The 20,098-nt window shown below is 68.7% G+C and carries 18 protein-coding genes; 14 read left to right on the top strand and 4 right to left on the bottom strand.

Going from position 1 to position 20,098, the window contains the following annotated elements:
- Nucleotides 1–91 precede the first annotated feature (91 nt).
- The 4 genes from GR168_RS16980 to GR168_RS16995 all read left to right on the top strand — a co-directional run bounded on the left by GR168_RS16980 (nucleotide 92) and on the right by GR168_RS16995 (nucleotide 4,264).
- A complete protein-coding gene (locus GR168_RS16980; protein WP_159371284.1) occupies nucleotides 92–733 on the top strand; it encodes a hypothetical protein in 642 nt (213 codons plus the stop codon).
- 84 nt (nucleotides 734–817) lie between these two features.
- On the top strand, nucleotides 818–2,653 hold the full coding sequence (locus tag GR168_RS16985; protein ID WP_159371285.1) for a hypothetical protein: 1,836 nt from the start codon (nucleotides 818–820) through the stop codon (nucleotides 2,651–2,653).
- Complete coding sequence (locus GR168_RS16990; RefSeq protein ID WP_159371286.1) at nucleotides 2,650–2,940, top strand: hypothetical protein; 291 nt, start codon at nucleotides 2,650–2,652, stop codon at nucleotides 2,938–2,940. Before GR168_RS16985 ends, GR168_RS16990 begins: the two co-directional genes overlap by 4 nt.
- Nucleotides 2,915–4,264, top strand: coding sequence for a hypothetical protein (locus tag GR168_RS16995; protein ID WP_159371287.1), 1,350 nt, complete (start codon nucleotides 2,915–2,917; stop codon nucleotides 4,262–4,264). Before GR168_RS16990 ends, GR168_RS16995 begins: the two co-directional genes overlap by 26 nt.
- Nucleotides 4,265–4,271: 7 nt before the next feature.
- Here GR168_RS16995 and GR168_RS17000 read toward each other — a convergent pair whose 3' ends face one another.
- Nucleotides 4,272–4,472 (bottom strand): hypothetical protein, encoded by a 201-nt coding sequence (locus tag GR168_RS17000; protein ID WP_078113354.1) that lies wholly within the window; start codon nucleotides 4,470–4,472, stop codon nucleotides 4,272–4,274.
- Between the two features lie 101 nt (nucleotides 4,473–4,573).
- The gene (locus tag GR168_RS17005; protein ID WP_159371288.1) at nucleotides 4,574–5,047 is read right to left on the bottom strand and encodes an NUDIX domain-containing protein; all 474 of its coding nucleotides are present in this window, start codon (nucleotides 5,045–5,047) and stop codon (nucleotides 4,574–4,576) included.
- 83 nt (nucleotides 5,048–5,130) lie between these two features.
- Here GR168_RS17005 and GR168_RS17010 point away from each other — a divergent pair, with 83 nt between their 5' ends.
- Both GR168_RS17010 and GR168_RS17015 read left to right on the top strand, forming a co-directional pair.
- The gene (locus tag GR168_RS17010; protein WP_159371289.1) at nucleotides 5,131–6,345 is read left to right on the top strand and encodes a pyridoxal phosphate-dependent aminotransferase; all 1,215 of its coding nucleotides are present in this window, start codon (nucleotides 5,131–5,133) and stop codon (nucleotides 6,343–6,345) included.
- Nucleotides 6,342–7,547 (top strand): serine hydrolase domain-containing protein, encoded by a 1,206-nt coding sequence (locus GR168_RS17015; RefSeq protein WP_159371290.1) that lies wholly within the window; start codon nucleotides 6,342–6,344, stop codon nucleotides 7,545–7,547. The genes GR168_RS17010 and GR168_RS17015 overlap by 4 nt, the downstream gene beginning before the upstream one ends.
- Nucleotides 7,548–8,065: 518 nt before the next feature.
- Here GR168_RS17015 and GR168_RS17020 read toward each other — a convergent pair.
- Nucleotides 8,066–9,325, bottom strand: a complete 1,260-nt coding sequence (locus tag GR168_RS17020) for an HNH endonuclease signature motif containing protein (protein WP_159371291.1) — start codon at nucleotides 9,323–9,325, stop codon at nucleotides 8,066–8,068.
- A 698-nt stretch (nucleotides 9,326–10,023) separates the two neighbouring features.
- On the opposite strand from GR168_RS17020, the gene GR168_RS17025 reads away from it, so the two are divergent.
- The 6 genes from GR168_RS17025 to GR168_RS17050 all read left to right on the top strand — a co-directional run bounded on the left by GR168_RS17025 (nucleotide 10,024) and on the right by GR168_RS17050 (nucleotide 17,525).
- On the top strand, nucleotides 10,024–11,406 hold the full coding sequence (locus GR168_RS17025; protein ID WP_159371292.1) for an FAD-binding oxidoreductase: 1,383 nt from the start codon (nucleotides 10,024–10,026) through the stop codon (nucleotides 11,404–11,406).
- Nucleotides 11,407–11,438: 32 nt separating this feature from the next.
- Nucleotides 11,439–12,629, top strand: a complete 1,191-nt coding sequence (locus tag GR168_RS17030; protein ID WP_159371293.1) for a helix-turn-helix transcriptional regulator — start codon at nucleotides 11,439–11,441, stop codon at nucleotides 12,627–12,629.
- A gap of 201 nt (nucleotides 12,630–12,830) precedes the next feature.
- The gene (locus tag GR168_RS17035; RefSeq protein WP_159371294.1) at nucleotides 12,831–14,654 is read left to right on the top strand and encodes an acyl-CoA dehydrogenase; all 1,824 of its coding nucleotides are present in this window, start codon (nucleotides 12,831–12,833) and stop codon (nucleotides 14,652–14,654) included.
- Nucleotides 14,655–14,719: 65 nt separating this feature from the next.
- On the top strand, nucleotides 14,720–15,481 hold the full coding sequence (locus tag GR168_RS17040) for an SDR family oxidoreductase (protein WP_159371295.1): 762 nt from the start codon (nucleotides 14,720–14,722) through the stop codon (nucleotides 15,479–15,481).
- 30 nt (nucleotides 15,482–15,511) lie between these two features.
- Entirely contained in the window at nucleotides 15,512–16,030 is a 519-nt protein-coding gene (locus tag GR168_RS17045) for a PH domain-containing protein (protein ID WP_159371296.1), read from the top strand.
- The gene (locus tag GR168_RS17050) at nucleotides 16,017–17,525 is read left to right on the top strand and encodes a PH domain-containing protein (RefSeq protein WP_159371297.1); all 1,509 of its coding nucleotides are present in this window, start codon (nucleotides 16,017–16,019) and stop codon (nucleotides 17,523–17,525) included. The genes GR168_RS17045 and GR168_RS17050 overlap by 14 nt, the downstream gene beginning before the upstream one ends.
- 25 nt (nucleotides 17,526–17,550) lie before the next feature.
- On the opposite strand, the gene chrA is transcribed toward GR168_RS17050, so the two are convergent.
- Nucleotides 17,551–19,005 (bottom strand): chromate efflux transporter, encoded by a 1,455-nt coding sequence (gene chrA, locus GR168_RS17055; protein ID WP_159371962.1) that lies wholly within the window; start codon nucleotides 19,003–19,005, stop codon nucleotides 17,551–17,553.
- A gap of 172 nt (nucleotides 19,006–19,177) precedes the next feature.
- On the opposite strand from chrA, the gene GR168_RS17060 reads away from it, so the two are divergent.
- Nucleotides 19,178–19,654 carry a Chromate resistance protein ChrB gene (locus GR168_RS17060; RefSeq protein WP_065631859.1) on the top strand — a complete coding sequence of 159 codons (477 nt, stop codon included), beginning with the start codon at nucleotides 19,178–19,180 and terminating at the stop codon, nucleotides 19,652–19,654.
- On the top strand, nucleotides 19,651–20,082 hold the full coding sequence (locus GR168_RS17065; RefSeq protein WP_004023491.1) for a chromate resistance protein ChrB domain-containing protein: 432 nt from the start codon (nucleotides 19,651–19,653) through the stop codon (nucleotides 20,080–20,082). The genes GR168_RS17060 and GR168_RS17065 overlap by 4 nt, the downstream gene beginning before the upstream one ends.
- Nucleotides 20,083–20,098 lie beyond the last annotated feature (16 nt).

Raw genomic sequence — 20,098 nt, forward strand, 5'->3', positions numbered from 1 at the left:
GAACGGGATGCGAAATCCCGCATATTTTCGACGACCGTGCGACTTGCTTTTTCCTGGTCGGTACTGAAAACCCATGTGGAAGGACACCCGTATGAGCAACCGAGTCCGGACAGCCACCGTCGGCCTGGCGGTGTGCGCCGCGGCGGCATTCGGAGCCGCCCTCGCGCCCGTCGCCACCGCAGCGCCGAGCGATGTGACCGCGACACCCTCGGTGTCCGGCAACACCGTCACCCTGACGGTGACGAACAACGCCGCGAAGCGCATCGGCTGCGAGATCGTCGGCGTCCCGGCCGGCGGAGCCCCGACCAATGTCGTCTTCGGATACCAGACACCGGAGGAGCTCGGTGCGCTCATCTCCCCCGGCTCGTCGAAGTCGTTGCCGCTGCGGATCTCTCAGGGCACGCCGCCGACACCCAGTGGGACGACGACGATCCCGGACGGCACGTACGACATCTACTGGGGATGCACCACGATCACGCTGCCACCGGGCACCGGGGCAGCCGAGGAGTTCTGGGGCACCAACCCACCGGTGACAGGGACGACCCCGACGGTCGCCGCACCGCTGCGGGTAACCGTGCCGGGCGGAGCGGCAACGGCACCGGCCCCGGAATCGGAGACCCCGGCGGCGCCCGGATTGCCGAGCATCCCGGGCCTGCCCGACATCCCCGGACTCCCGGGGATCGAGCTGCCGGAGGAGATCTGCACGACGTCGTCGTGCGTCCCCGTCGGATGAGCTGAGCGGGCCGTTCACCGCGCGTGATCGCCGTTTTGCCCAATGCACTCCCGGGACCCGGGTGCGGTTGTGCATACTTCGACCATGTCAACAAGCGATGTCACGCGCGTCCATCTCGCCGCCGAGGGTGGTGGAGCGGCACTCGACCAGGTCTTCCTGATGTCGGCGGTGGCGGCCGTCGTGTCGGTCGGACTGCTCTGGATCGGTTATCTGCATCGCACGCGCAAGATCACGTGGCTGACCACGCTGTCCGAATGGGCCGCGCGCCGGGTGAACCGCCCACCGTGGGCGGCGCTGCCGATCTTCCTGTTCACCAGCACGATCATCTGCGCGCTGTTCGGCTTCCTCTGGGACGTGAGCCTGCACATCGGCGACGGTCGCGACGAGGGGCCGCTGGCGAACCCGGCGCACTACTTCATCCTGGTAGGCCTGTTCCTGCTGTTCATCTCCGGCATGCTGTCGGTGTTCCTCCCCTTCGACAAGCCCGGCCGCTCGGCGATCCGGATCACGCGTCACTGGTACGCACCGGTGGGCGGAATCCTGTTGGCAGGCTGCGGTTTCTACGCACTGCTGGGGTTCCCGCTCGACGACGTCTGGCATCGGATCTTCGGCCAGGACGTCACCCTCTGGGGCCCGACCCACCTGATGCTCATCGGCGGCGCGGGCCTGTCGCTCATCGCCGTCGTGATCCTCGATCGTGAGGGCCGGGCCGCGATGGGTCCCGACGCCCCGGACGACGGCCGAAGCCAGTGGCTCGTGCGCTGCCTGGCCTTCGGCGGGCTCGTGATCGGCGTGTCGGTGTTCCAGATCGAGTACGACTTCGGCGTCGAGCAGTTCCGGCTCGTGCTGCAGCCGATGATGATCGCCGGGGCCGGGGCGTTCGCCCTCGTCGCCGCGCGGATCTGTCTCGGGCCGGGCGCCGCGCTCGTCGCGGCCGTCTTCGCGATCCTGCTGCGTGGTGTCGTCGCGGTCGTCGTCGGGCCGGCGCTGGGCGCGCCGATCAACGTCTTCCCGCTCTACCTGGGCGCGGCCGTGGTCATCGAACTGCTCGCGCTGACCCCGCTGCTCAAGCGCCGCGTGCTCTTCGGCGCGGTGGCCGGGCTCGGAGTCGCGACCCTCGGTCTCTGGATCGAGTCCTGGTGGATCGCCGCGGCCTACCCGTTCCCGTGGGTCACCGGCATGTGGGGTGAGGCGTTGGCGATGGCGATCCCCGTGGGCATCGCGGCCGGTGTGTGCGGCGGGCTGCTGGGTCTCGTCAGCGTCGGCGAGCGGCTCCCGACCCGTTGGGTCAGCATCACCGCGGTCGTGCTCTCCGTCCTGGTGATCGGCGGGGCCGTCGCCAACGGCCTGCGGGTCTCGGTCCCCGCGGATGTCACGGCGCGCGTCGTCCTCACCCCGGCCGGGCCGAACGAGGCTGCCGACGAGAACGTGACGGCCGAGGTCTTCCTCGACCCGGCCGACGCGCTCAGCGACGACCCCGAGTGGGTCACGCTGATGTCGTGGCAGGGCGGGATCGACAATGACCGAGGCATCGTCATCGACCGGCTGGAGCGCGTCGGCCCCAACCACTTCCGGTCCACCGAACCGATGCCGGTGTCGGGATCATGGAAGACCATCCTGCGCGTACAGGACGGCACCACGATGGCGGGCGTGCCGGTGTATCTGCCGGCCGACCCGGCGATCGGCGCGGAGGGCGAGCCGGCTCAGCTGACGTCGACGAAACCGTTCGTCGCGGAGATATCGATCCTGCAGCGCGAGCGCACCTTCGACTACCCGTCGTGGCTGTTCGGCGCCGCCTCCCTGGTGGTGCTCGTGTGTTCGCTGCTGCTCATCGCGGCGCTGTCGTGGGGAGCCGGCCGGGTGAACGCCCGGGAGGCGACATCGGGCGCGCGGGAGCCTGAACTCCAGCCGCAGCCGTGATCGCTCTCGCTGCCGACCCCGGCGTCCACCACCTGGCGACGCACCCGCTGGTGCTGGCGCTGCCGGCCGTGATCCCCGCGTTCCTGGTGGTGGGCGTCATCGTCGCGATCGCGATCATCGACCGTCGACGCGGGGACGACGAGGACGACGAAGGCGACGCCGACGACGTGGCGGGCCGCCAAGGCGAGGCCGGCCGCACTGCCGCCGAGCCGGCAGGCGGCGACCCCGATTCCACCGCTCCCCCGACCAGAGACGAGGCCGATGACCCCGCCCGCGAGGCCGACTGACGTTCTGCTCGCCCACGGACTGGGTGGTTCGGAGTACCTGCCCGTCCCGCTGACCGCGGTGTTGATCGGCGGCGCCTGGGCGCTGACCATCTCGTTCGCGGTCATCGCGTTCGCTTGGCGTACACCACGATTCGGTCGGCCGGACGCCGGCCGAGAGCTCCCGAGATGGGTGACGGCGACCGTCGACAACCGTTGGTTGCGCGGCGTGATCAGCGGCGCCGCAGTGGTTCTCACCGCATGGCTGATCGTGGCCGCCGTCGGCCCCGACAACGAAGAGAACCCTCTACCGGGCGCGTTCTATGTGCTGCTCTGGGTCGGCATGACCGTGCTGTCGGTGCTCCTCGGACCGGTGTGGCGACTGCTGTCGCCGGTCCGCACCCTGCTGCGGGCCGCCCGAGGTGTCGGGGGTCCGCGGGTCGTCGGCCTGCGGGAGTATCCCCGTCGGCTGGGCTGGTGGCCCGCGGCGTTGGGTCTGTTCGCGTTCGTCTGGCTCGAATTGGCGTCTCCCGACCCGAGTTCGGTGTCGTCGGTGCGGATCTGGCTGCTCTGCTACCTGGTCGTCACCCTCGTCGGCGGCGTGGTCTACGGATTGCGGTGGACCGCGGACGCCGACCCGTTCGCGGTGTACAGCACCGTGGCCTCGCGCCTGTCCCCGTTCGCGCGCAACAGCGCCGGCCGGGTGATCCTTCGCAGCCCGATGAACTCGCTGCCCACGCTCCCGGTGCTCCCGGGTACCGTCACAATTCTCGCGATCCTGCTCGGCTCCACCGCGTTCGACAGCTTCTCGGCGATCGGGTTCTGGCAGGACCTCGTCGCCGACGGTGACGGTGACAGCCGGGCGGCCGCCACCGTGTACTCGACCGCCGGACTGCTGGTTTTCATCGGCGTCGTCGCGGTGACGTTCTGGACGGCGGCCCGCGCGGTCGGCGGTGTGCAACCCAACCTCCGGCGACGCCTCCCCGGCCTGATGGCGCACTCGCTGGTCCCGATCGTGATCGGTTACATCCTCGCCCACTACCTGCAGTCACTCGTCGAACAGGGACAAGAGGCCGTGCTCGCGCTCGGCGATCCGCTGGGACGCGGCTGGAATGTGTTGTGGCTCAGCGATGCTCATCCGGTGTACGTGATGAGTGACCACCCGACGGTCACGGTGACCCTGAAGGTGGCGTTCGTACTCGGCGGCCACATGTTGGGAGTGGCCGCGGCGCACGACGCATCGTTGCGTCTCCTGCCCCGCCGGCACCAGCTGACCGGGCAGCTCACCATGATGGTGCTGATGGTCTTCTACACGTTCCTCGGGCTCTGGCTGCTGTTCGGCGGGTGATGCCCGGTCAGTAGGTGGTCGGGGGCGTGTTCTTCTTGTTCGAACGGAACAGCATGTAGCCGCCGTAGAGGGCGAGTGCGACGAGGGCGATCCAGAAGAGTCCCTCGAGTAGCGGGCCGAGGACGGCCAGTGCGATCAGCGCGACCGCGATGACGCCCAGGACCTTCCAGAAGGTCATGCCGGTGGTGTTGTTCGTCGATGTGCTCATGAGCCCAGTCTGCGCCCGCCGAAGCCGGAAAGCGATGCTCGACGGCACTTCTGGGGCGAACTTCAGGGACTTCCCTGAGGGACCCCCTACCGCTGGAACCCCTACCGTCGGAACCACGCCTCGGCGTTGCCGGCCAGCGCCTTCTCGATCCGCAGTGCCGACGTGTCGGTCAGGTCGGACGGCAATGCGTCGGGCGCGAACCACGCGACGTCGGAGTTCTCGTCGTCGGCGGCCCGGGGATCGCCGTCGACGTGGCGCGCGAGGAAGCAGACGTCGAGATAGCGGGTCCGGTCGCCGTTCGGGTAGGTGATCAGCGGGGTGACGTCGATGCTGGTCAGTCTGACGATCTCGGCGCTGACATCGGTTTCTTCGCGGACCTCGCGCAGGGCCGCCCGCGCCGGCTCCTCTCCCGGTTCGAGGACGCCGGACACGACGGCCCACTGTCCGTTGTCGACGCGGCGCGTGAGCAGCACCCGCCCGGCGTCGTCGCAGACGACGACGCTGACGCCGGACAACCAGAGTTCGCGGGTCCCGACCTGGGCACGCAGATCGCGGATGAATTCGGGAATGGGCACCCCCACATCCTGCCTGCCGGTGCGCGTCGCCGCCGGAGAGGTGGGGTCGGGTGCCAGATATCCCGACGCGCACAATGTCACCCATGAGGATCTCCCGACGGGCCGAAGGGATCGCCCCGTTCCAGGCGATGGAGTTCGCGAAGCGCGCCGCCGAACTCGAGGCGGCTGGTCATTCCGTCGTCAAGCTGAACATCGGCGAACCCGATTTCGGGGCACCGCCGGCGGTCCTCGCCGCGGCCCGCGAGGCGACCGGACGTCCCCTCGCCTACACCGGCGCCCTCGGCCTCCCGGAGTTGCGCGAGGCGATCGCGGACTTCTACGGCCACCATTTCGGGGCGTCGGTGGATCCGGCGCGGGTGGCGGTCACCGCCGGCGCGTCGGCGGCACTCCTGATGGCCTGCGCGGCACTGATCGACCCGGGCGACGAAGTCCTCATCGGAGACCCGTCCTATCCGTGCAACCGCCAGTTCGCGCACGCCTTCGGCGCACAGGTCCGGCTCCTGCCGACCAGCCCCGCCAACCGATTCCAGCTCACCGCCGCCGAAATCGACGACGCGTGGACGGACGCGACCCGCGGCGTCATCGTGGCGACCCCGTCGAACCCGACCGGCACCTCGATGCCGGGTGAGGAACTCGTCGCCATGTGCGAGCTCGCGGCGACCCGGGACGGCTGGTCGATCGTCGACGAGATCTACCTCGGCCTGTCCGACCCCGGACCGGACGGTCGGCCGCCGCGCAGCATCCTGGCCGCCGATTCGCCGGGCGTCGCGGAGACGGTGGTGATCAACAGCTTCTCCAAGTACTTCGGGATGACGGGTTGGCGGCTGGGATGGTGCATCGTGCCCGCGGAACTCGTGGGGGTGCTGGAGCGGCTGGCGCAGAACTTCTACGTGTGCCCGCCCACGCCGTCGCAGTACGCGGCGCTGGCCTGCTTCACGCCGGATTCCCTGGCGGTGGCCGAACAGAACCGTCGTGAGTTCGCGCGACGCCGGCAACTCGTCGTGGACGGGCTCGCGGACATCGGACTCGACGTGCCGGTCGTCCCCGACGGCGCGTTCTACGTCTACCTCGACGTCGGCTCCACGGGCCTGACGTCGGCCGAGTTCTGCGACCGGGCGCTCGCCGAAGCCCATGTCGCCTTGACCCCGGGCCACGACTTCGGGGTCGCGGGCGCGGACCGGTACGTCCGTCTGTCCTACGCCGCATCCACCGACGACCTCACCCTCGCCATCGAACGACTCCGGACGTTCGTCGGGGCCGGTCACGTTCCACTTCGATCAGGAGAGACCATTCCATGAGCTCTGCGGGACCAGTCCGATCCGAACGCCTCGCCGAGGAGGTGACCCCGATCCTGACCGCCCGGACCGAGGGCGCACCTCGGGTGCCGGGTGTGGTCGCGGGCGTCACGACCGACGAGGAGACGGTCTTCCTCGGTGCCGCCGGGGTGCGTGCGCTCGACGACGAGCAGCCGATGACCGTCGACTCCGTCTTCGCTCTGTTCTCGGCGACGAAGGCGGTGACCGCGACGGTCGCGCTGCAGCTCGTCGAGGAGGGCGCCTTGGACCTGCACGCACCGGCCCGCACTTACGTCCCGGCGCTCGGCGAACTGCAGGTGATCGAAGGCTTCGACGACGACGGGCGGCCGCGTCTGCGGCCACCCGCCTCCGATGTCACGACTCACCAATTGCTCACGCACACCGCCGGTTTCGGTTACGACTTCTTCAACGAGAACTACCGTCGACTGACCGCGGACCACGGTGTGCCCGCCGTCGCCACGGCGACGAGGGCGTCGTTGCGAACCCCGCTGCTGTTCGATCCCGGCACTGAGTGGGAGTACGGCTCCGGGGTGGACTGGGCCGGCCAGGTCATCGAGGCCGTCACCGGACGCCGTCTCCGCGAGGTGATGGCCGAGCGGGTCCTCGACCCACTCGGCATGTCCGACACCGGTTTCGCGCTGTCCGACGACGCCCGGCGTCGGCGAGCGGTACTGCACATGCGCAAGCGGGGCGAGCTAGTCCCCAACCACCGTTGGGAACAGCCTGCCGATCCCGAGATCGACATGGGCGGGCAGGGCCTCTGGTCCACCGTCCCCGACTATCTGACCTTCCTGCGAATGTGGTTGCGCGAAGGCCGCTCCGACCGCGGTGAGCAGATCCTGCACCCGGACACGGTCGCGACGGCGTTGCGCAACCAGATCGGCGATCTCGCAGTGCGGCGGCTGCCCGGTGTGATCCCGCCGCTGAGCCACGATGTCGAATTCGATCCGGGGACACCGAAATCCTGGTCGTATCCGTTCATGGTGAACGACTGCGACACCCCCACCGGCCGCAAGGCGGGTTCGCAGTCGTGGGCCGGGCTGGCCAACCTCTACTACTGGATCGATCCCCACACCCGGATCGGCGGCTTCTGGGCCACCCAGATCTTCCCCTTCGTCGACCCCGCATCGATCGACGGGTACCGCGACTTCGAGGCGGCGACGTACCGAGCGTTGGTGGACTGACCTACGGCGCGTTCAGCACGAGATGTCGCTGAGCGACACCCGGTTGCCCGACCCAGGCGAGATTGCGAAGACGTTGGATCGGTACCAACATCGCGCGGCTGTCTCTACCCGCACCACGCCGCCGACGACCACTCCTGCCCGGCGCACTCCGAGATCGTCACCGACGAACGCAGCCGGCTGTGGATGCGGCCGACCCAGGCTGCTGTCAGGCGAGCCACGAATCGCAGCGCGCCGACTCGACGTTTGCCATGAACCCGAACCCGGTTGGGTGATCGGCGGGGCGGCCAGGTGGTCGCGGTCGAGCAGTGAACCGCTACGGAGCGTGTCTCGCGGGTCGATTGCCGGTGAGCGGGGCCGTTCTTGCGTTGTCCGTAACCCCCGTTCCCGAAGGTGATCGCAGCGGGAACAGGGCATGGAGGGACATCACTGTGGAGTTGTCAAGGTACGGTTGCGATCCCGGACGGATTCCGGGTGCGGAAGGTGCTACGCGAAAGTCTGGTGGTCTGTGACGGCAGCGGTCAGGCGGCGTCGTCGAGTCGCATGGTGCGGCGGTTGTAGGCGGGTAGAGGCCGGCGCTGTGGGTCGATGGTCGCGGGTGGGACGAGCCAGGGGTGTCGGTCGAAACCCATCATGATGTCCCAGCCGTGGTGGTGGACCTGGGTGTGGCAGCGCTGGCAGAGCAGGCAACCGTTGTCGAGGTCGGTGGGTCCGCCGTCGGCCCACGACTTGATGTGATGGACCTGGGTATGTGACGGTGGTGCACCGCATTTGATGCAGCAGGCGTCGCGGACGATGATCGCCTTGCGGAGGTGTGCCGGATACAACCGGTGGGTGTGACCCATCTGCAGCGGTACGCCCTCACCGTTGAGAATGATCTCTGTCAGAGCTCCGTCGCACGACACCTGTTTCGCCGTCGCTTGGCTGACCGATCCGGTCCACGGCAGCGTTGCCAGGTCTCCGGTCGCGGGGATCGTCAGCATCAACTGGGTGCGTGGGCTTCCGACGGTGTCGATGCTCGCGCCGATCGCGGCTTGGTCGAGGATCAACTCGAAAGCGTCGGCGCGGCGTTGCTCGGCGGTGCGACGGTCCTCGGCGCCGTCGGGTTCGGGCCGCGGACAGGACCGTTCGTCGATCATCGCCAGGAACTTCTCACCCACCACCTGGGTGAGGTCGGCGCGCACCTCGACGCGGCCGGCGTCGGTGGTGTGGGCGTTCACTGAGTTCAAGCTTGCATCGTCCGACGCTGCGGTTCCGGCAGCAGAAGCATCGGCGAGAGCGTTGCCGATGGCGTGAGCATGCTTGAGCACTTCAGTCGGTGTTGCACCGGAGAGTGCTTGGGCGATGAGTTCGATCTCATACCGGGAGCGTTCTCCCTCGGAAAGAGCGTCACCACACCGTTTTTCGATCTCGTTCATGCCGCGGACGATGGCATCGACGACCTCGCCGGACAGCCGCCCGTCAGCGGCATGACGGGCAAGTGCGGGCAGCGCGGGTAGGGCGTCGACGCTTCGCATGGTGCGGTGCGCGGCGGCCGGTGCGTGGCCGGACTCGATCAGCAGTTTCTTGGTGGTGTTGCCGGCTTTCTGTGCGACCCCGAGAGCATCGAGTTGTGCTGCGTGCGAGACGATCTGATGATCGGCAAGGTTGCGGATCAGGCGCCACGTGTCGAGGGCGTCGAATGTCGCTCTGCCCGTGGGATCGTCGGCGGGCGGGGTGGTCTCGATGAGCTGATCGAGGAGAGTGGCTAGCTCTGGCATGACTCCAAGGTACCGGAACATTCGTTCGACTACGAGGAGTTTCCACAGGCTCAGAGATCGCGAAACTGTAGACTGTGCAGCGTTTTTCGTCGACTGTGCGTCGACTCCCGTCGACTGTGCGTGAATCGTTGACAGTGGTGAACTTCAGTCACATCCGTTACGTATTCTGGGTGGAAAGTTGCGAGTCTGAAGTGGACCGAAGATCCCGCGCGAACTCGCTTCCCCGGTCCGAATCCGCAACCTGCCGTGCGTGGGGCGCTGGGTCTGCAGGGGGTTGTACAGCGGCGTCGGGTCACCAAGTGGCTTCGACTCGGCGCCTCGCTCCGCTCGGTGCCGGCTCAACCAGCGGAGGTTCAACGCCGGCTCAACCAGGGGGTCGCTTCGCTCGGTGCCGGCTCAACGAGCGGGGTCAGGTCGCCAAGTGGCTTCGACTCGGCGCCTCGACCTCGACGCGCTCCTTCGTCGCTTGCTCGGCACGGCGGCTCCGCTCGGTGCCGGCTCAACCAGCGAGCGAGGGTCGGTCGACTGACCGCCCCCAGACTTCTGGGACGCACACGAACCCAGAACTCTGGCGCGAGCATTTCCCGCGTTCGAGGGATGGCGGGAACAAAAGGGCGTCGGCCACTCTGAGTCCCATGGAGCTGCCGAGTCCGGCGGCCCACCACAGCAGCACCGACGCTCGAACCCGTTCATCCGCAGATCATTACGAAGGAAGCATCGTGTCCATCACCTCCGAACCCATCGACTTCACCGACTTCGACGCCCTGCTCTCCGCGGTCAGCGGTCCCGTCCTGACCCCGGCCGACGAGGGCTACACCGCCGAACTGACCGGCTTCAACCTCGCGGCGATACCCGCCGCTGACGTGGTCGTCGGGGCGACGAACGCTGCCGACGTCGCCGCCGCCGTGCGATATGCGCGCTCGAACGGGATGCGGGTCGGTGCGCGGGCGACCGGGCACGGATCGCCGATCGAGGGGCGCGGCACGGTCGTCGTCACCACGTCTCGGATGGCGGGGGTGAGTGTCGATCCGGTGACCAGGACCGCGCGCGTCGAAGCCGGTGCGCGGTGGCGCGATGTGGTCGCCGCGACCGCGCCGCACGGCCTCACCGGGCTCGTCGGCTCGTCGTCGTCGGTGGGTGTCGTCGGGTACACACTCGGCGGCGGACTGAGTCCGTTGGGTCGTCAGTTCGGTTATGCCGCGGATCATGTCCGGTCGATCGAGCTCGTCACCGCCGACGGTTTCGTCCGCACGGTCGACGCATCCGCGGGTTCGGACCTGTTCTGGGCACTGCTCGGCGGACGGGACGGCTTCGGCATCGTCACCGCACTCGAGTTCGAGCTCTTCGATCTGCCCACGGTCTACGGCGGCGGGATCTTCTTCGCCGGCTCGGCGGCCGCCGACGTCCTGCACGCCTGGCGCGAATGGGCGCCCTCCCTGCCCGAGGAGGCCGGGACCTCGGTGGCGATCCTCCGCCTCCCGCCGGACCCCAACCTGCCCCCGCCCCTGCAGGGTCAGCTCGCCGTGCACGTCCGCTACACCCACACCGGGGACCCGGCCACCGCCGCCGCGTTGCTCGCACCGATGCGGTCGGCGGGTCCGATCCTCCTGGAGAACATCGACGTCCTCCCGACCGCTGCGCTCGACGCGGTACACATGGACCCGCCCGGGCCGATGCCGAGTGCCGAACGCGGCTGCGTACTCGCCGACTTCCCGGCGTCTGCTGTGGACGCGCTGCTCGCGGTAGCCGGGCCGCAGGTCGCGAGCCCGCTGGCCATCGTCGAGGTCCGTCTCCTGGGTGGCCGGTTGCGGTCGCCGCAGCGCGTACCCAACGCTGTCGTGGGACGCGACGGCGCGTTCTCCGTCCTCGCCATCGGCGTACCCGCCGGCCCGCTGGGCGAACAGGTCGGTGAGCATCTCGCGGCCGTCACCGACGCGGTGGCCGCCCACTCCTGTGGAGCGCTGCTCAACTTCTCCGGGCGGACGGCAACCCAACGCGACGCGCTGTGGTCGACCGACCAGCGGACACGCCTGGAGACCATCCGACGACGCCACGATCCGACCGGTGTCCTCCGTCCGGGGGACCCCACTATTGTGGGATAGACATCCGCGCAGCTCACGCCCACAATTGTCGAATGACATCGAGTCTGACCGCCGAGCGTGTGCGCCGCGACATCGAGGTCGTGGCCCACGCCGGCCTCGGTCTCGACGATTTCTTCGCCGAGACCGTTGCCTCGCTGGGTCGCGCGATACCGGTGGACGCGGTGTGCATCGGCACCTTCGATCCCAACACCGTCCTGCTGACCAGCGCCCGCAAGTACGGGTCACTGCTCGGCGAGGATCACCGGGACCCGGACTGGGGTCTCCTCGAATACGGGCAGGTCGAGCCGACGGCATACCGCGAGATGGTCGCCGCCAAACGCGATGCGGTCGGACTCAACCTCCTCAACCGGGGCGCCACCGAACGGTCCAATCGGATGTCGCAGTTGATGATTCCCGAATACTGCTTCCACGACGAGGCCCGCTTGGTGCTGCGTGACGGGGACCGGGCGTGGGCCGGGATCGCGATGTTCCGCAGCGGGGCCGGATGCCGGCCCTTCGACGCCGACGAGATCGACTTCCTGGGTTCGCTGTCGCGCACTCTCGCCTACGGCGTGCGCGTGGGGTTGCTGAGCAGTGTGGTCGCCGGCGGGGCGAGTGCCGCCGCCCCTGCCACCGTCGACGCGCCGAGTCCGCCACCGCCGACCGGCCACGGCCCGGCGGTGCTGATCATCGACCGCAGCAACGAGATCGTGCAGATGAGCGCCGGCAGCCAGGAGCGCATCGCCGACCTCGCGTCGGGTCCGAACGGCGCGGCGGTGATGAACCCGATCTACGGCCTGATCGGAGCCGCGCGTCGTTACGGCTCGGGTGAGTCCTCCGTCCCGCCGCGCCTGCGGGTGCGCGGGGCGTCGGGCATGTGGCTCGTCATCCACGCGTCGCCGCTGTCGTCGGCCGACGGCCGGGTCGGCGAGGTCGTTGTGACCATCGAGGAGGCCCGCCCGCCGGAGATCATCCCGCTGGTCGTCGAGGCGTTCGGGCTCACCGCCCGTGAGCGCGACGTCACCCAGATGGTGCTGCAAAGCGTGGCCACCAAGGACATCGCCACCGCCCTGCACGTTTCCGCCTACACCGTGCAGGACCACCTGAAATCGATCTTCGACAAGGCCGGCGTCCGCAGCCGCCGCGAGCTGATCGCGCGGATCTACTTCGACCAGTACGCACAACGTCTGAACGATCCGCTGTTGCCGTCCGGATCGTTCGCCGCCGCCGACGGCGAGCTGTAGCAGCCCCTCCCCCGTACCCGCCCAGTGCGCGTATCGCACCGGGCGGGTTCGTCGTCGTCTCACTGTGAGACGTACGCCCTGCCACACCGTGTGACGAACGGGCCGGGGTCTCGCACGCGGCCGCGGCGTGCCGGGGCATGATGGACGGGCGACGGACATCCGCGTACCAGCGTCCGCCCACCTGAACGACGAGGAAGTGCGATGACCACACCCATGTCCCGGCGGGACCTCGAGTTCCTGCTCTACGAATGGCTCGATGTCGAGGCGCTGACCTCGCGGGAGCGCTTCTCGGCACACTCGCGGGAGACCTTCGACGCCGTGCTCGAACTCAGCGCCGACATCGCGATGAAGTGCTTCGCACCCGCCAACAAGATCGGCGACGCCAACGAGCCCTACATCGGCGACGACGGCAAGGTCGTCCTGCCCGACGAGATCGTCGCCGGCCTCACCGAGTACCGCAAGGCCGGTCTCATCTCGGCCTCCTTCGACGACGAACTCGGCGGCATGCAACTGCCCACCGTCATCCGCCAGGCCTCCGCCGTGTGGTTCCAGGCCGCCAACGCCGCGATGTCGTCGTACAACTTCCTCACCGTCGGCAACGCGAACCTGCTGGCCGAGTACGCCACCCCCGAGCAGCGCGACACCTGGGTCCGTCCCCTCGTCGAAGGCCGCTTCTCCGGCACGATGTGCCTGTCCGAGCCACAGGCCGGCTCGTCGCTGGCCGACATCACCACCAAGGCCGAACCCGCCGGCGACGGCACCTACCGCATCACCGGCACCAAGATGTGGATCTCGGGCGGAGACCACGAGCTCACCGAGAACATCGTCCATCTCGTCCTGGCGAAGATCCCCGGCGGCGGCCCCGGCGTCAAGGGCATCTCGCTGTTCATCGTGCCCAAATACCTCGCCGACGGAACACGCAACGACGTCGCGCTCGTCGGCCTCAACCACAAGATGGGCAACCGCGCCACCACCAACACCCTGCTCAACTTCGGCGACGGCACCTTCCCCGTCGACTCCACCCAGACGGCTCCCGGCGCTGTGGACGATCAGCCCGCTCGCTCCGCTCCCGGCGCTGTCGGCTACCTCGTCGGCGACGAACACCGCGGCCTGTCCTACATGTTCCACATGATGAACGAAGCGCGCATCGGCGTCGGATTCCTCGCCACCGCACTGGGTTACGCCGGGTACCGGGCCTCCCTCGACTACGCGAAGGTGCGTACGCAGGGCCGACCCGTCGACCACAAGGACCCGTCGACCAAACCGGTCCCGATCATCGAACACGCCGACGTGCGTCGCATGCTGCTCGCCCAGAAGTCCTACGTCGAAGGCTCTCTCGCGTTCGGGTTGTACTGCAGCACCCTCGTCGACGAGGCGGCCACCACGACCGACCCCGCCGAACGCGACCGGTTGAACCTGTTGCTCGAGGTGCTCACCCCGATCGCGAAGAGCTGGCCCTCCCAGTGGTGTCTCGAGGCGAACAGCCTCGCGATCCAGGTCCACGGCGGATACGGTTACACCCGCGAATTCGACGTCGAGCAGTACTACCGGGACAACCGGCTCAACCCGATCCACGAAGGCGCCCACGGCATCCACGGCCTGGACCTGCTCGGGCGCAAGGTGATCATGGAGGGCGGGGCCGGTCTCGCCGCGCTGGCCGAGACGATCGAGGCCACCGTCGCCCGCGCACGGACTGTCGACGGACTCGACACCCTTGCCGACACGCTGCACGCGGTGGTGGACCGGCTGGTGAAGGTGACCGCGCACATCTGGTCGGCGGGCGACCCGAAGCTGTCGCTGGCCAACGCGACCGTCTACCTGGAGACGGCCGGACACATCGTGATCGCCTGGATCTGGCTCGAACAACTCCTCGCCGCCGACGGCCGGACCGGTGACTTCTACGACGGCAAACGCGCTGCGGCACAGTACTTCTTCCGGTATGAACTACCCAAAACCGGCCCACAGCTCGACTTACTGACCGCACTCGACCGCACCACCCTCGACGTCGAACCGTCCTGGTTCTGACACCGATTCCGACTCGACCGGCGCCCCGCGTCGGTCACCGTGCTGAGTACTCAAGGGAGACAACGATGTCCGTGATGGATCTGTTCGACACCACCGGCAAGGTGGTCATCGTGACCGGCGCCTCGTCCGGGCTGGGGGTCTCGTTCGCCCGCGGTTTCGCCGAGGCGGGCGCGGACGTCGTACTCGCCGCGCGCCGGGCGGAGAAGCTCGCCGACACCGCTGCCGCCGTCGAGGAACTGGGCCGCAAGGCGCTGGTGGTCCTCGCCGATGTCGCCGACCCCGAGCAGTGTCAGCGGGTCGTCGACGCCGCGATGGAGACCTTCGGCAAGGTCGACGTGCTCATCAACAACGCCGGCGTCGGGACCGCGTACCCGGCAACCCGCGAGACCCCCGAGCAGTTCCGCGGCGTCATCGATGTGAACCTGAACGGCTCCTACTGGATGGCCCAGGCCTGCGGGCGGGTGATGCAACCGGGTAGCTCGATCATCAACATCTCGTCGATCCTCGGCATCACCACCGCCGGGTTGCCGCAGGCGGCGTACGCCGCGAGCAAGGCCGGCGTCATCGGCCTCACCCGCGACCTGGCCCAGCAGTGGGGCGCGCGCAAGGGCATTCGCGTCAACGCCATCGCCCCCGGGTTCTTCGAGAGCGAGATGACCGACACCTACCAACCGGGATATCTCGACTCCCAGATGCCCCGGGTACTCCTCGGCCGGACCGGACACGGCGAGGAACTCGCCGCCACCGCGATCTGGTTGTCCTCGGCCGCAGCCGGATACGTCACCGGCCAGACGCTGCCCGTCGACGGCGGCATCACCGTCACCTAGGGCGGGGAACCCACCCCTAGACTGACGGCAATGGAGCCCTCATCTGATCCGACCGTGCCGGTGCACCCGACCCTGCGTGACCCGGTCAACAGTGTCGATCCACGCGCCAAGACCCTGTGGCGCATCGGCCCGCTCGTTCTCGGGGTCCTGGGCGTGGTCGCCGCCGTCCTGGTGGCCGTCGTCGTCGACCAGACGCGATGGATCGCGGTGCTCGCCGCTGTCGCGGTGGTCGTCGTGACCGTCGCCTGGGTCGCGATTGTCCCGCAGTGGCGCTACCGCTTTCACCGCTGGGAGGTCAGCGACGACGCGGTGTACTCGCAATCGGGCTGGTTCGTCCGGCACCGCGTGATCATCCCGATCGCCCGGATCCAGGTGGTCGACACCGAGGCCGGGCCGATCGAACAGTTCCTCGGGCTGGCGACCCTCACCGTGACCACGGCGTCGTCGGCCGGGACGATCCACATCGCCGGTCTCGACGCGGAGGTCGCACGGACTACCGCCGCCGATCTGACCATTCGCACACAGGCTTTCACCGATGACGCGACCTGAGCCGTTCGCCGTCGACGGGCCGGAGGACTGGCACCGGTTGTCGCCGTGGATGATGGCCGTCAAACCCGTCGAGCTCCTGCCCTCACTGATCCCGGTCGTGATCGCGCTGGTCTTCGCCGGCTCGGGCGCGCCGTTGTTCACCCTGATCGCCACCGCGGTCATCGTGCCCTTCGTGACGGTGGTGCCCTGGCTGACCACGCGCTACCAGGTCACCGATGAGCACGTCCGGGTGCGCAGCGGGCTCGTCACACGTAAGGTCGCGACCGCGCGCCGGGACCGCATCCGCAGCGTCGACCTCACCGCGTCCCCTGTTCACCGCGTGCTGAAACTGCAGAAGGTCAAGATCGGCACCGGAGGGGACGACGAGTCGTCGGCGGTCGTCCTCACCGCACTCACCGTCGACGAGGCGCGGGCGCTGCACGACAATCTGATGGCCACGCGCACCCTGCGGGGACCGTCGGCGCCCGCCGGCACCGACCCCGACGACCCGACCGCCCCGGTGGCGGCCGAGGACCCCACGGTCCTGGCGCGGTTCCAGACCTCGTGGCTGCGCTACTCCCCCTTCTCCGTCGCCGGGCTCGCACTGGCCGCGGGCGCCGCCGGCCTCGCCGCGCAGATCGCCAACGACGCCGGGGTATTCGCGGAGGGGATCGGATTCGCGCGCGATGCCGTCGACTCCATCCGCGAGACCGCAATCGGACTCGTCGTGCTGGGTGCCTGTCTGCTCGTGATCGTCGTCGGCGGAATCCTGTCCGTCCTGGGGTACGTCCTGAACTACTGGAACTTCCGGCTCCTCCGCTCCCCCGACGGGACCCTGCGCACCGAACGCGGACTGCTGACCACCAACGCGATCAGCTTCGACGAACGGCGCATCCGCGGCAGTCACCTCACCGAGCCGGTCCTCATGCGCCCACTCAAAGGCGCTCGCCTGCAGGCGATCGCCACCGGCAGCACCAAGCACCCGCTACTGCTCCCACCGGCACCGATCGACGAGGCGATGCGCGTCGCCGGTCTGGTCACCGACGAACGCACCGAGCTCACCACGCCGCTCGTCGGACACGGCGTCACCGCCGGGCGGCGTCGGATCAACCGCGGATTCCTGTCCGGCGCAGTGGTGTTCATCGTCATCGGCGTCGCGGTACTCACGCGCGCCCTGCCGGCGCCATGGCTGGCGGTGGGGGTCGTCGCCGTTCTCGGCTCGACGGCGCTCGGTGTCGTCCGCGCCCGGCACCTCGGGCATCGGCTGACCTCTCGTTCGGTGGTCATCGCACCGCCGAGCGTCGCGCGGCAACGCATCGTCGTCGACCGGGACGGTGTGATCGGCTGGGCCAGCCGTACGTCGCTCTTCCAGCGCCGGGCGGGCGTCACCACACTCATCCTCGCCACCGCGGCGGGCGCCGAGCACTACCCTCTCGTCGACGTCGACGAGGAGACCGCGGCCGGCGTCGCCCGTGATGTCTCGCCCGACTGGATCCGCCCGTTCCTCGTGCCCTGACGACACCCGTTCAGGTCAGGGTCGTTCAGGTCAGGGGCAGGCCGACGGCGGCGGCGAGCAGGCCGAGCACCGCGCAGATGCCGAGGGTCCGGAGCACCGACTGCTTGAGCGGATAGATCAGGACGAAGGCGATCACGGTGATCACCACGGCCAACGGACGCAGGGTGTCGAGATGCGGGACCGCGAGGTGCAACGGCCCGGCGGTGACGACCGTGGTGTCCCGGAACAGCGTGTGCAGTGCGAAATACAGTGCGAGATTGGCGATCACGCCGACCACCGCGGCGGTGACGCCGTTCAGCGCGGACGTCAGATGCCGGTTGCTGCGGAGCTTCTCGATGAACGGCGCGCCGAGGAAGATGAACACGAAACTCGGCACGAACGTGACCCAGGTGGTCAGGAGTGCGCCGATGGTCGCCGCGACCCAGGGGTCGAGACCGCCCGGATCGCGATAGGCGCCGAGGAACGCGACGAACTGGACGACCATGATGAGAGGGCCGGGGGTCGTCTCGGCGAGTCCGAGTCCGCGCACCATCTCACCCGGCGTGACCCAGCCGTAGACCTCGACCGCCTGCTGGGCGATGTAGGCCAGGACGGCGTAGGCGCCGCCGAAGGTGATGAGGGCGGTCCACGTGAAGAACGTGCCCTGCTGGGTGAACACACTGCCCGTCCCCGTGGTCGCCACGACGATGCCCATCGGGATGATCCAGGCCAGCGCACCGACACCGAGCACCAACCCGGCGCGACGCCAGCTCGGGGATGCCGTGTGGATCGCGTCGTCGGCGATGATCGGCGCGGGCCCGTCGTCGGCGACCTCCTTCTGGGCAGCGACGACACGGCGGCCGGTCAGCCAGCCCAGGACGCCGGCCACAGCGATGACTATCGGGAATGGGACAGCGAAGACCGCCAGGGCGATGAACGCAGCGACCGCGATCGCGATCTGCACCGGCCCGGTGAGCGCCCGTGTGCTCACCCGCGTGACCGCCTGGGCGACGATGGCGAGCACCGCGGGGCCGATGCCGGCGAACAGGGCCGCCACGATGGTCGTCGCGCCGAAGGCGACGTAGATCGCCGACAGCCCGAGTATCGCGATCACCCCGGGCAGGACGAACAGGATGCCCGCAATCAGCCCACCGGCGGTTCCGTTGAGCAGCCAACCCACGTAGATGGCCAATTGCTGGGCTTCGGGCCCGGGCAGCAGCATGCAGTAGTTGAGGGCGTGGAGAAACCGGCGCTGGCCGATCCAGCGCCGGTCGTCGACCAGTGCTCGCTGCATCACCGCTATCTGACCCGCGGGACCCCCGAAGGTCTGCAGCGAGATCAGGAACCACGCGCGGGTCGCGGTCCGCAGCGAGACCCCCGCGGTCGGGTCGACGTGGTCACCCGACTCGACGGCCGCCGACCCTTCGGCCTCCGGCGGACTGTCCGCACGTCTCGACGCATCCGAACTCCCGGGTCGACCGGATCTCTCCGACATCGCCACTCGCACCCCTTCCACCACGCACCAACGTGCCCGCGTCGCCGCGATCGTGCGGCTCCCAGCAGATGCAACCACGGTTACAATCAGATTGTCCAGGGTTGAACGCGCGGTGAGCGGCGGGTCACGACATCGACCGCTGGTGCATGATCGGATGGCATGCCGAGGAGGTGCTGGAGTGTCCGAAGACTGGGTGATGCTCGTGTATCGGGTTCCCCGAGAGCCGTCGACGCCGCGGATCGCGATCTGGCGCAAACTCCGGAAGTACGGCGCCTATCAGCTGACCGATGGGGTGGTACTGCTTCCCGCGAGCGCCCGGACCCGCGAACAGCTCGAGTGGGTGGCCGAGGATGCGGTCAGCGCAGGCGGATCCGGCGAGGTCTGGTCGGCCGCGCCCACCAACCCGCGCGAATTCGAACGCATCCGCGCCGAACTCCAGTCGGCCCGCGGAGCCGAGTATGCGGAGATAGTCGTCGAGGCGCAGCAGGCGGAAGACCATGCCGACCCCGCGAAACAGCTCGGCGTCCTGCGTCGCAGGTTCCGTGAGATCACCCGACGGGATCATTTTCCGACCGAGTCGCGCGAGACCGCCCGACAAGCACTTCGCACCCTGGCCGACCGACTCCTCGAGACCGAACCGGCGAGGCCGTCGTGAGGTGGGCGACCCGGGCCGGCGTGCACATCGACCGGGCGGCGTGCGCGTGGCTGATCCGCCGGTACGTCGATCCCGCCGCCGAGTTCGTCTTCGTCACCAGCGCAGACGAAATCCCCTCGGACGCAACGCCGTTCGACATGCGCGGGGTCGAACTGGGCCATCATGACGGCGACTGCACGTTCGAAACTATCCTGAAACGGTACGAACTCACCGACCCGGTCCTGTGGGCGATCGCAGAGATCATCCACGAAGCCGACATCGAAGACGACCGCTACGACGCTCCGGAAGCGCCGGGCCTCGATGTCGTGTTGCGCGGCCTCTCCCTCATCGGCGACGACGAACACACGCTGTCGGTCTCGGATGCCGTTTTCGACGGTTTGCACGAGTACTTTCGCCAACGCACCCTCACCGGCCGCGAACCGTCGTAGTCAGCCGCAGGGCGCG

Origin of the sequence: Gordonia sp. JH63, from assembly GCF_009856645.1 — a bacterium.
GTDB classification, from domain to species: domain Bacteria; phylum Actinomycetota; class Actinomycetes; order Mycobacteriales; family Mycobacteriaceae; genus Gordonia; species Gordonia hongkongensis.

Excerpts from the sequence above, each read along its gene's own strand:
- GR168_RS16985 (WP_159371285.1), top strand. The coding sequence starts at position 818 with ATGTCAACAAGCGATGTCACGCGCGTCCATCTCGCCGCCGAGGGTGGT.
- GR168_RS17035 (WP_159371294.1), top strand. The coding sequence starts at position 12,831 with ATGACCACACCCATGTCCCGGCGGGACCTCGAGTTCCTGCTCTACGAA.
- GR168_RS16980 (WP_159371284.1), top strand. The coding sequence starts at position 92 with ATGAGCAACCGAGTCCGGACAGCCACCGTCGGCCTGGCGGTGTGCGCC.
- GR168_RS17030 (WP_159371293.1), top strand. The coding sequence starts at position 11,439 with ATGACATCGAGTCTGACCGCCGAGCGTGTGCGCCGCGACATCGAGGTC.
- GR168_RS17045 (WP_159371296.1), top strand. The coding sequence starts at position 15,512 with ATGGAGCCCTCATCTGATCCGACCGTGCCGGTGCACCCGACCCTGCGT.
- GR168_RS17015 (WP_159371290.1), top strand. The coding sequence starts at position 6,342 with ATGAGCTCTGCGGGACCAGTCCGATCCGAACGCCTCGCCGAGGAGGTG.
- GR168_RS17020 (WP_159371291.1), bottom strand. The coding sequence starts at position 9,325 with ATGTTCCGGTACCTTGGAGTCATGCCAGAGCTAGCCACTCTCCTCGAT.
- GR168_RS17040 (WP_159371295.1), top strand. The coding sequence starts at position 14,720 with ATGTCCGTGATGGATCTGTTCGACACCACCGGCAAGGTGGTCATCGTG.
- GR168_RS17010 (WP_159371289.1), top strand. The coding sequence starts at position 5,131 with ATGAGGATCTCCCGACGGGCCGAAGGGATCGCCCCGTTCCAGGCGATG.
- GR168_RS16995 (WP_159371287.1), top strand. The coding sequence starts at position 2,915 with ATGACCCCGCCCGCGAGGCCGACTGACGTTCTGCTCGCCCACGGACTG.
- GR168_RS17000 (WP_078113354.1), bottom strand. The coding sequence starts at position 4,472 with ATGAGCACATCGACGAACAACACCACCGGCATGACCTTCTGGAAGGTC.
- GR168_RS17050 (WP_159371297.1), top strand. The coding sequence starts at position 16,017 with ATGACGCGACCTGAGCCGTTCGCCGTCGACGGGCCGGAGGACTGGCAC.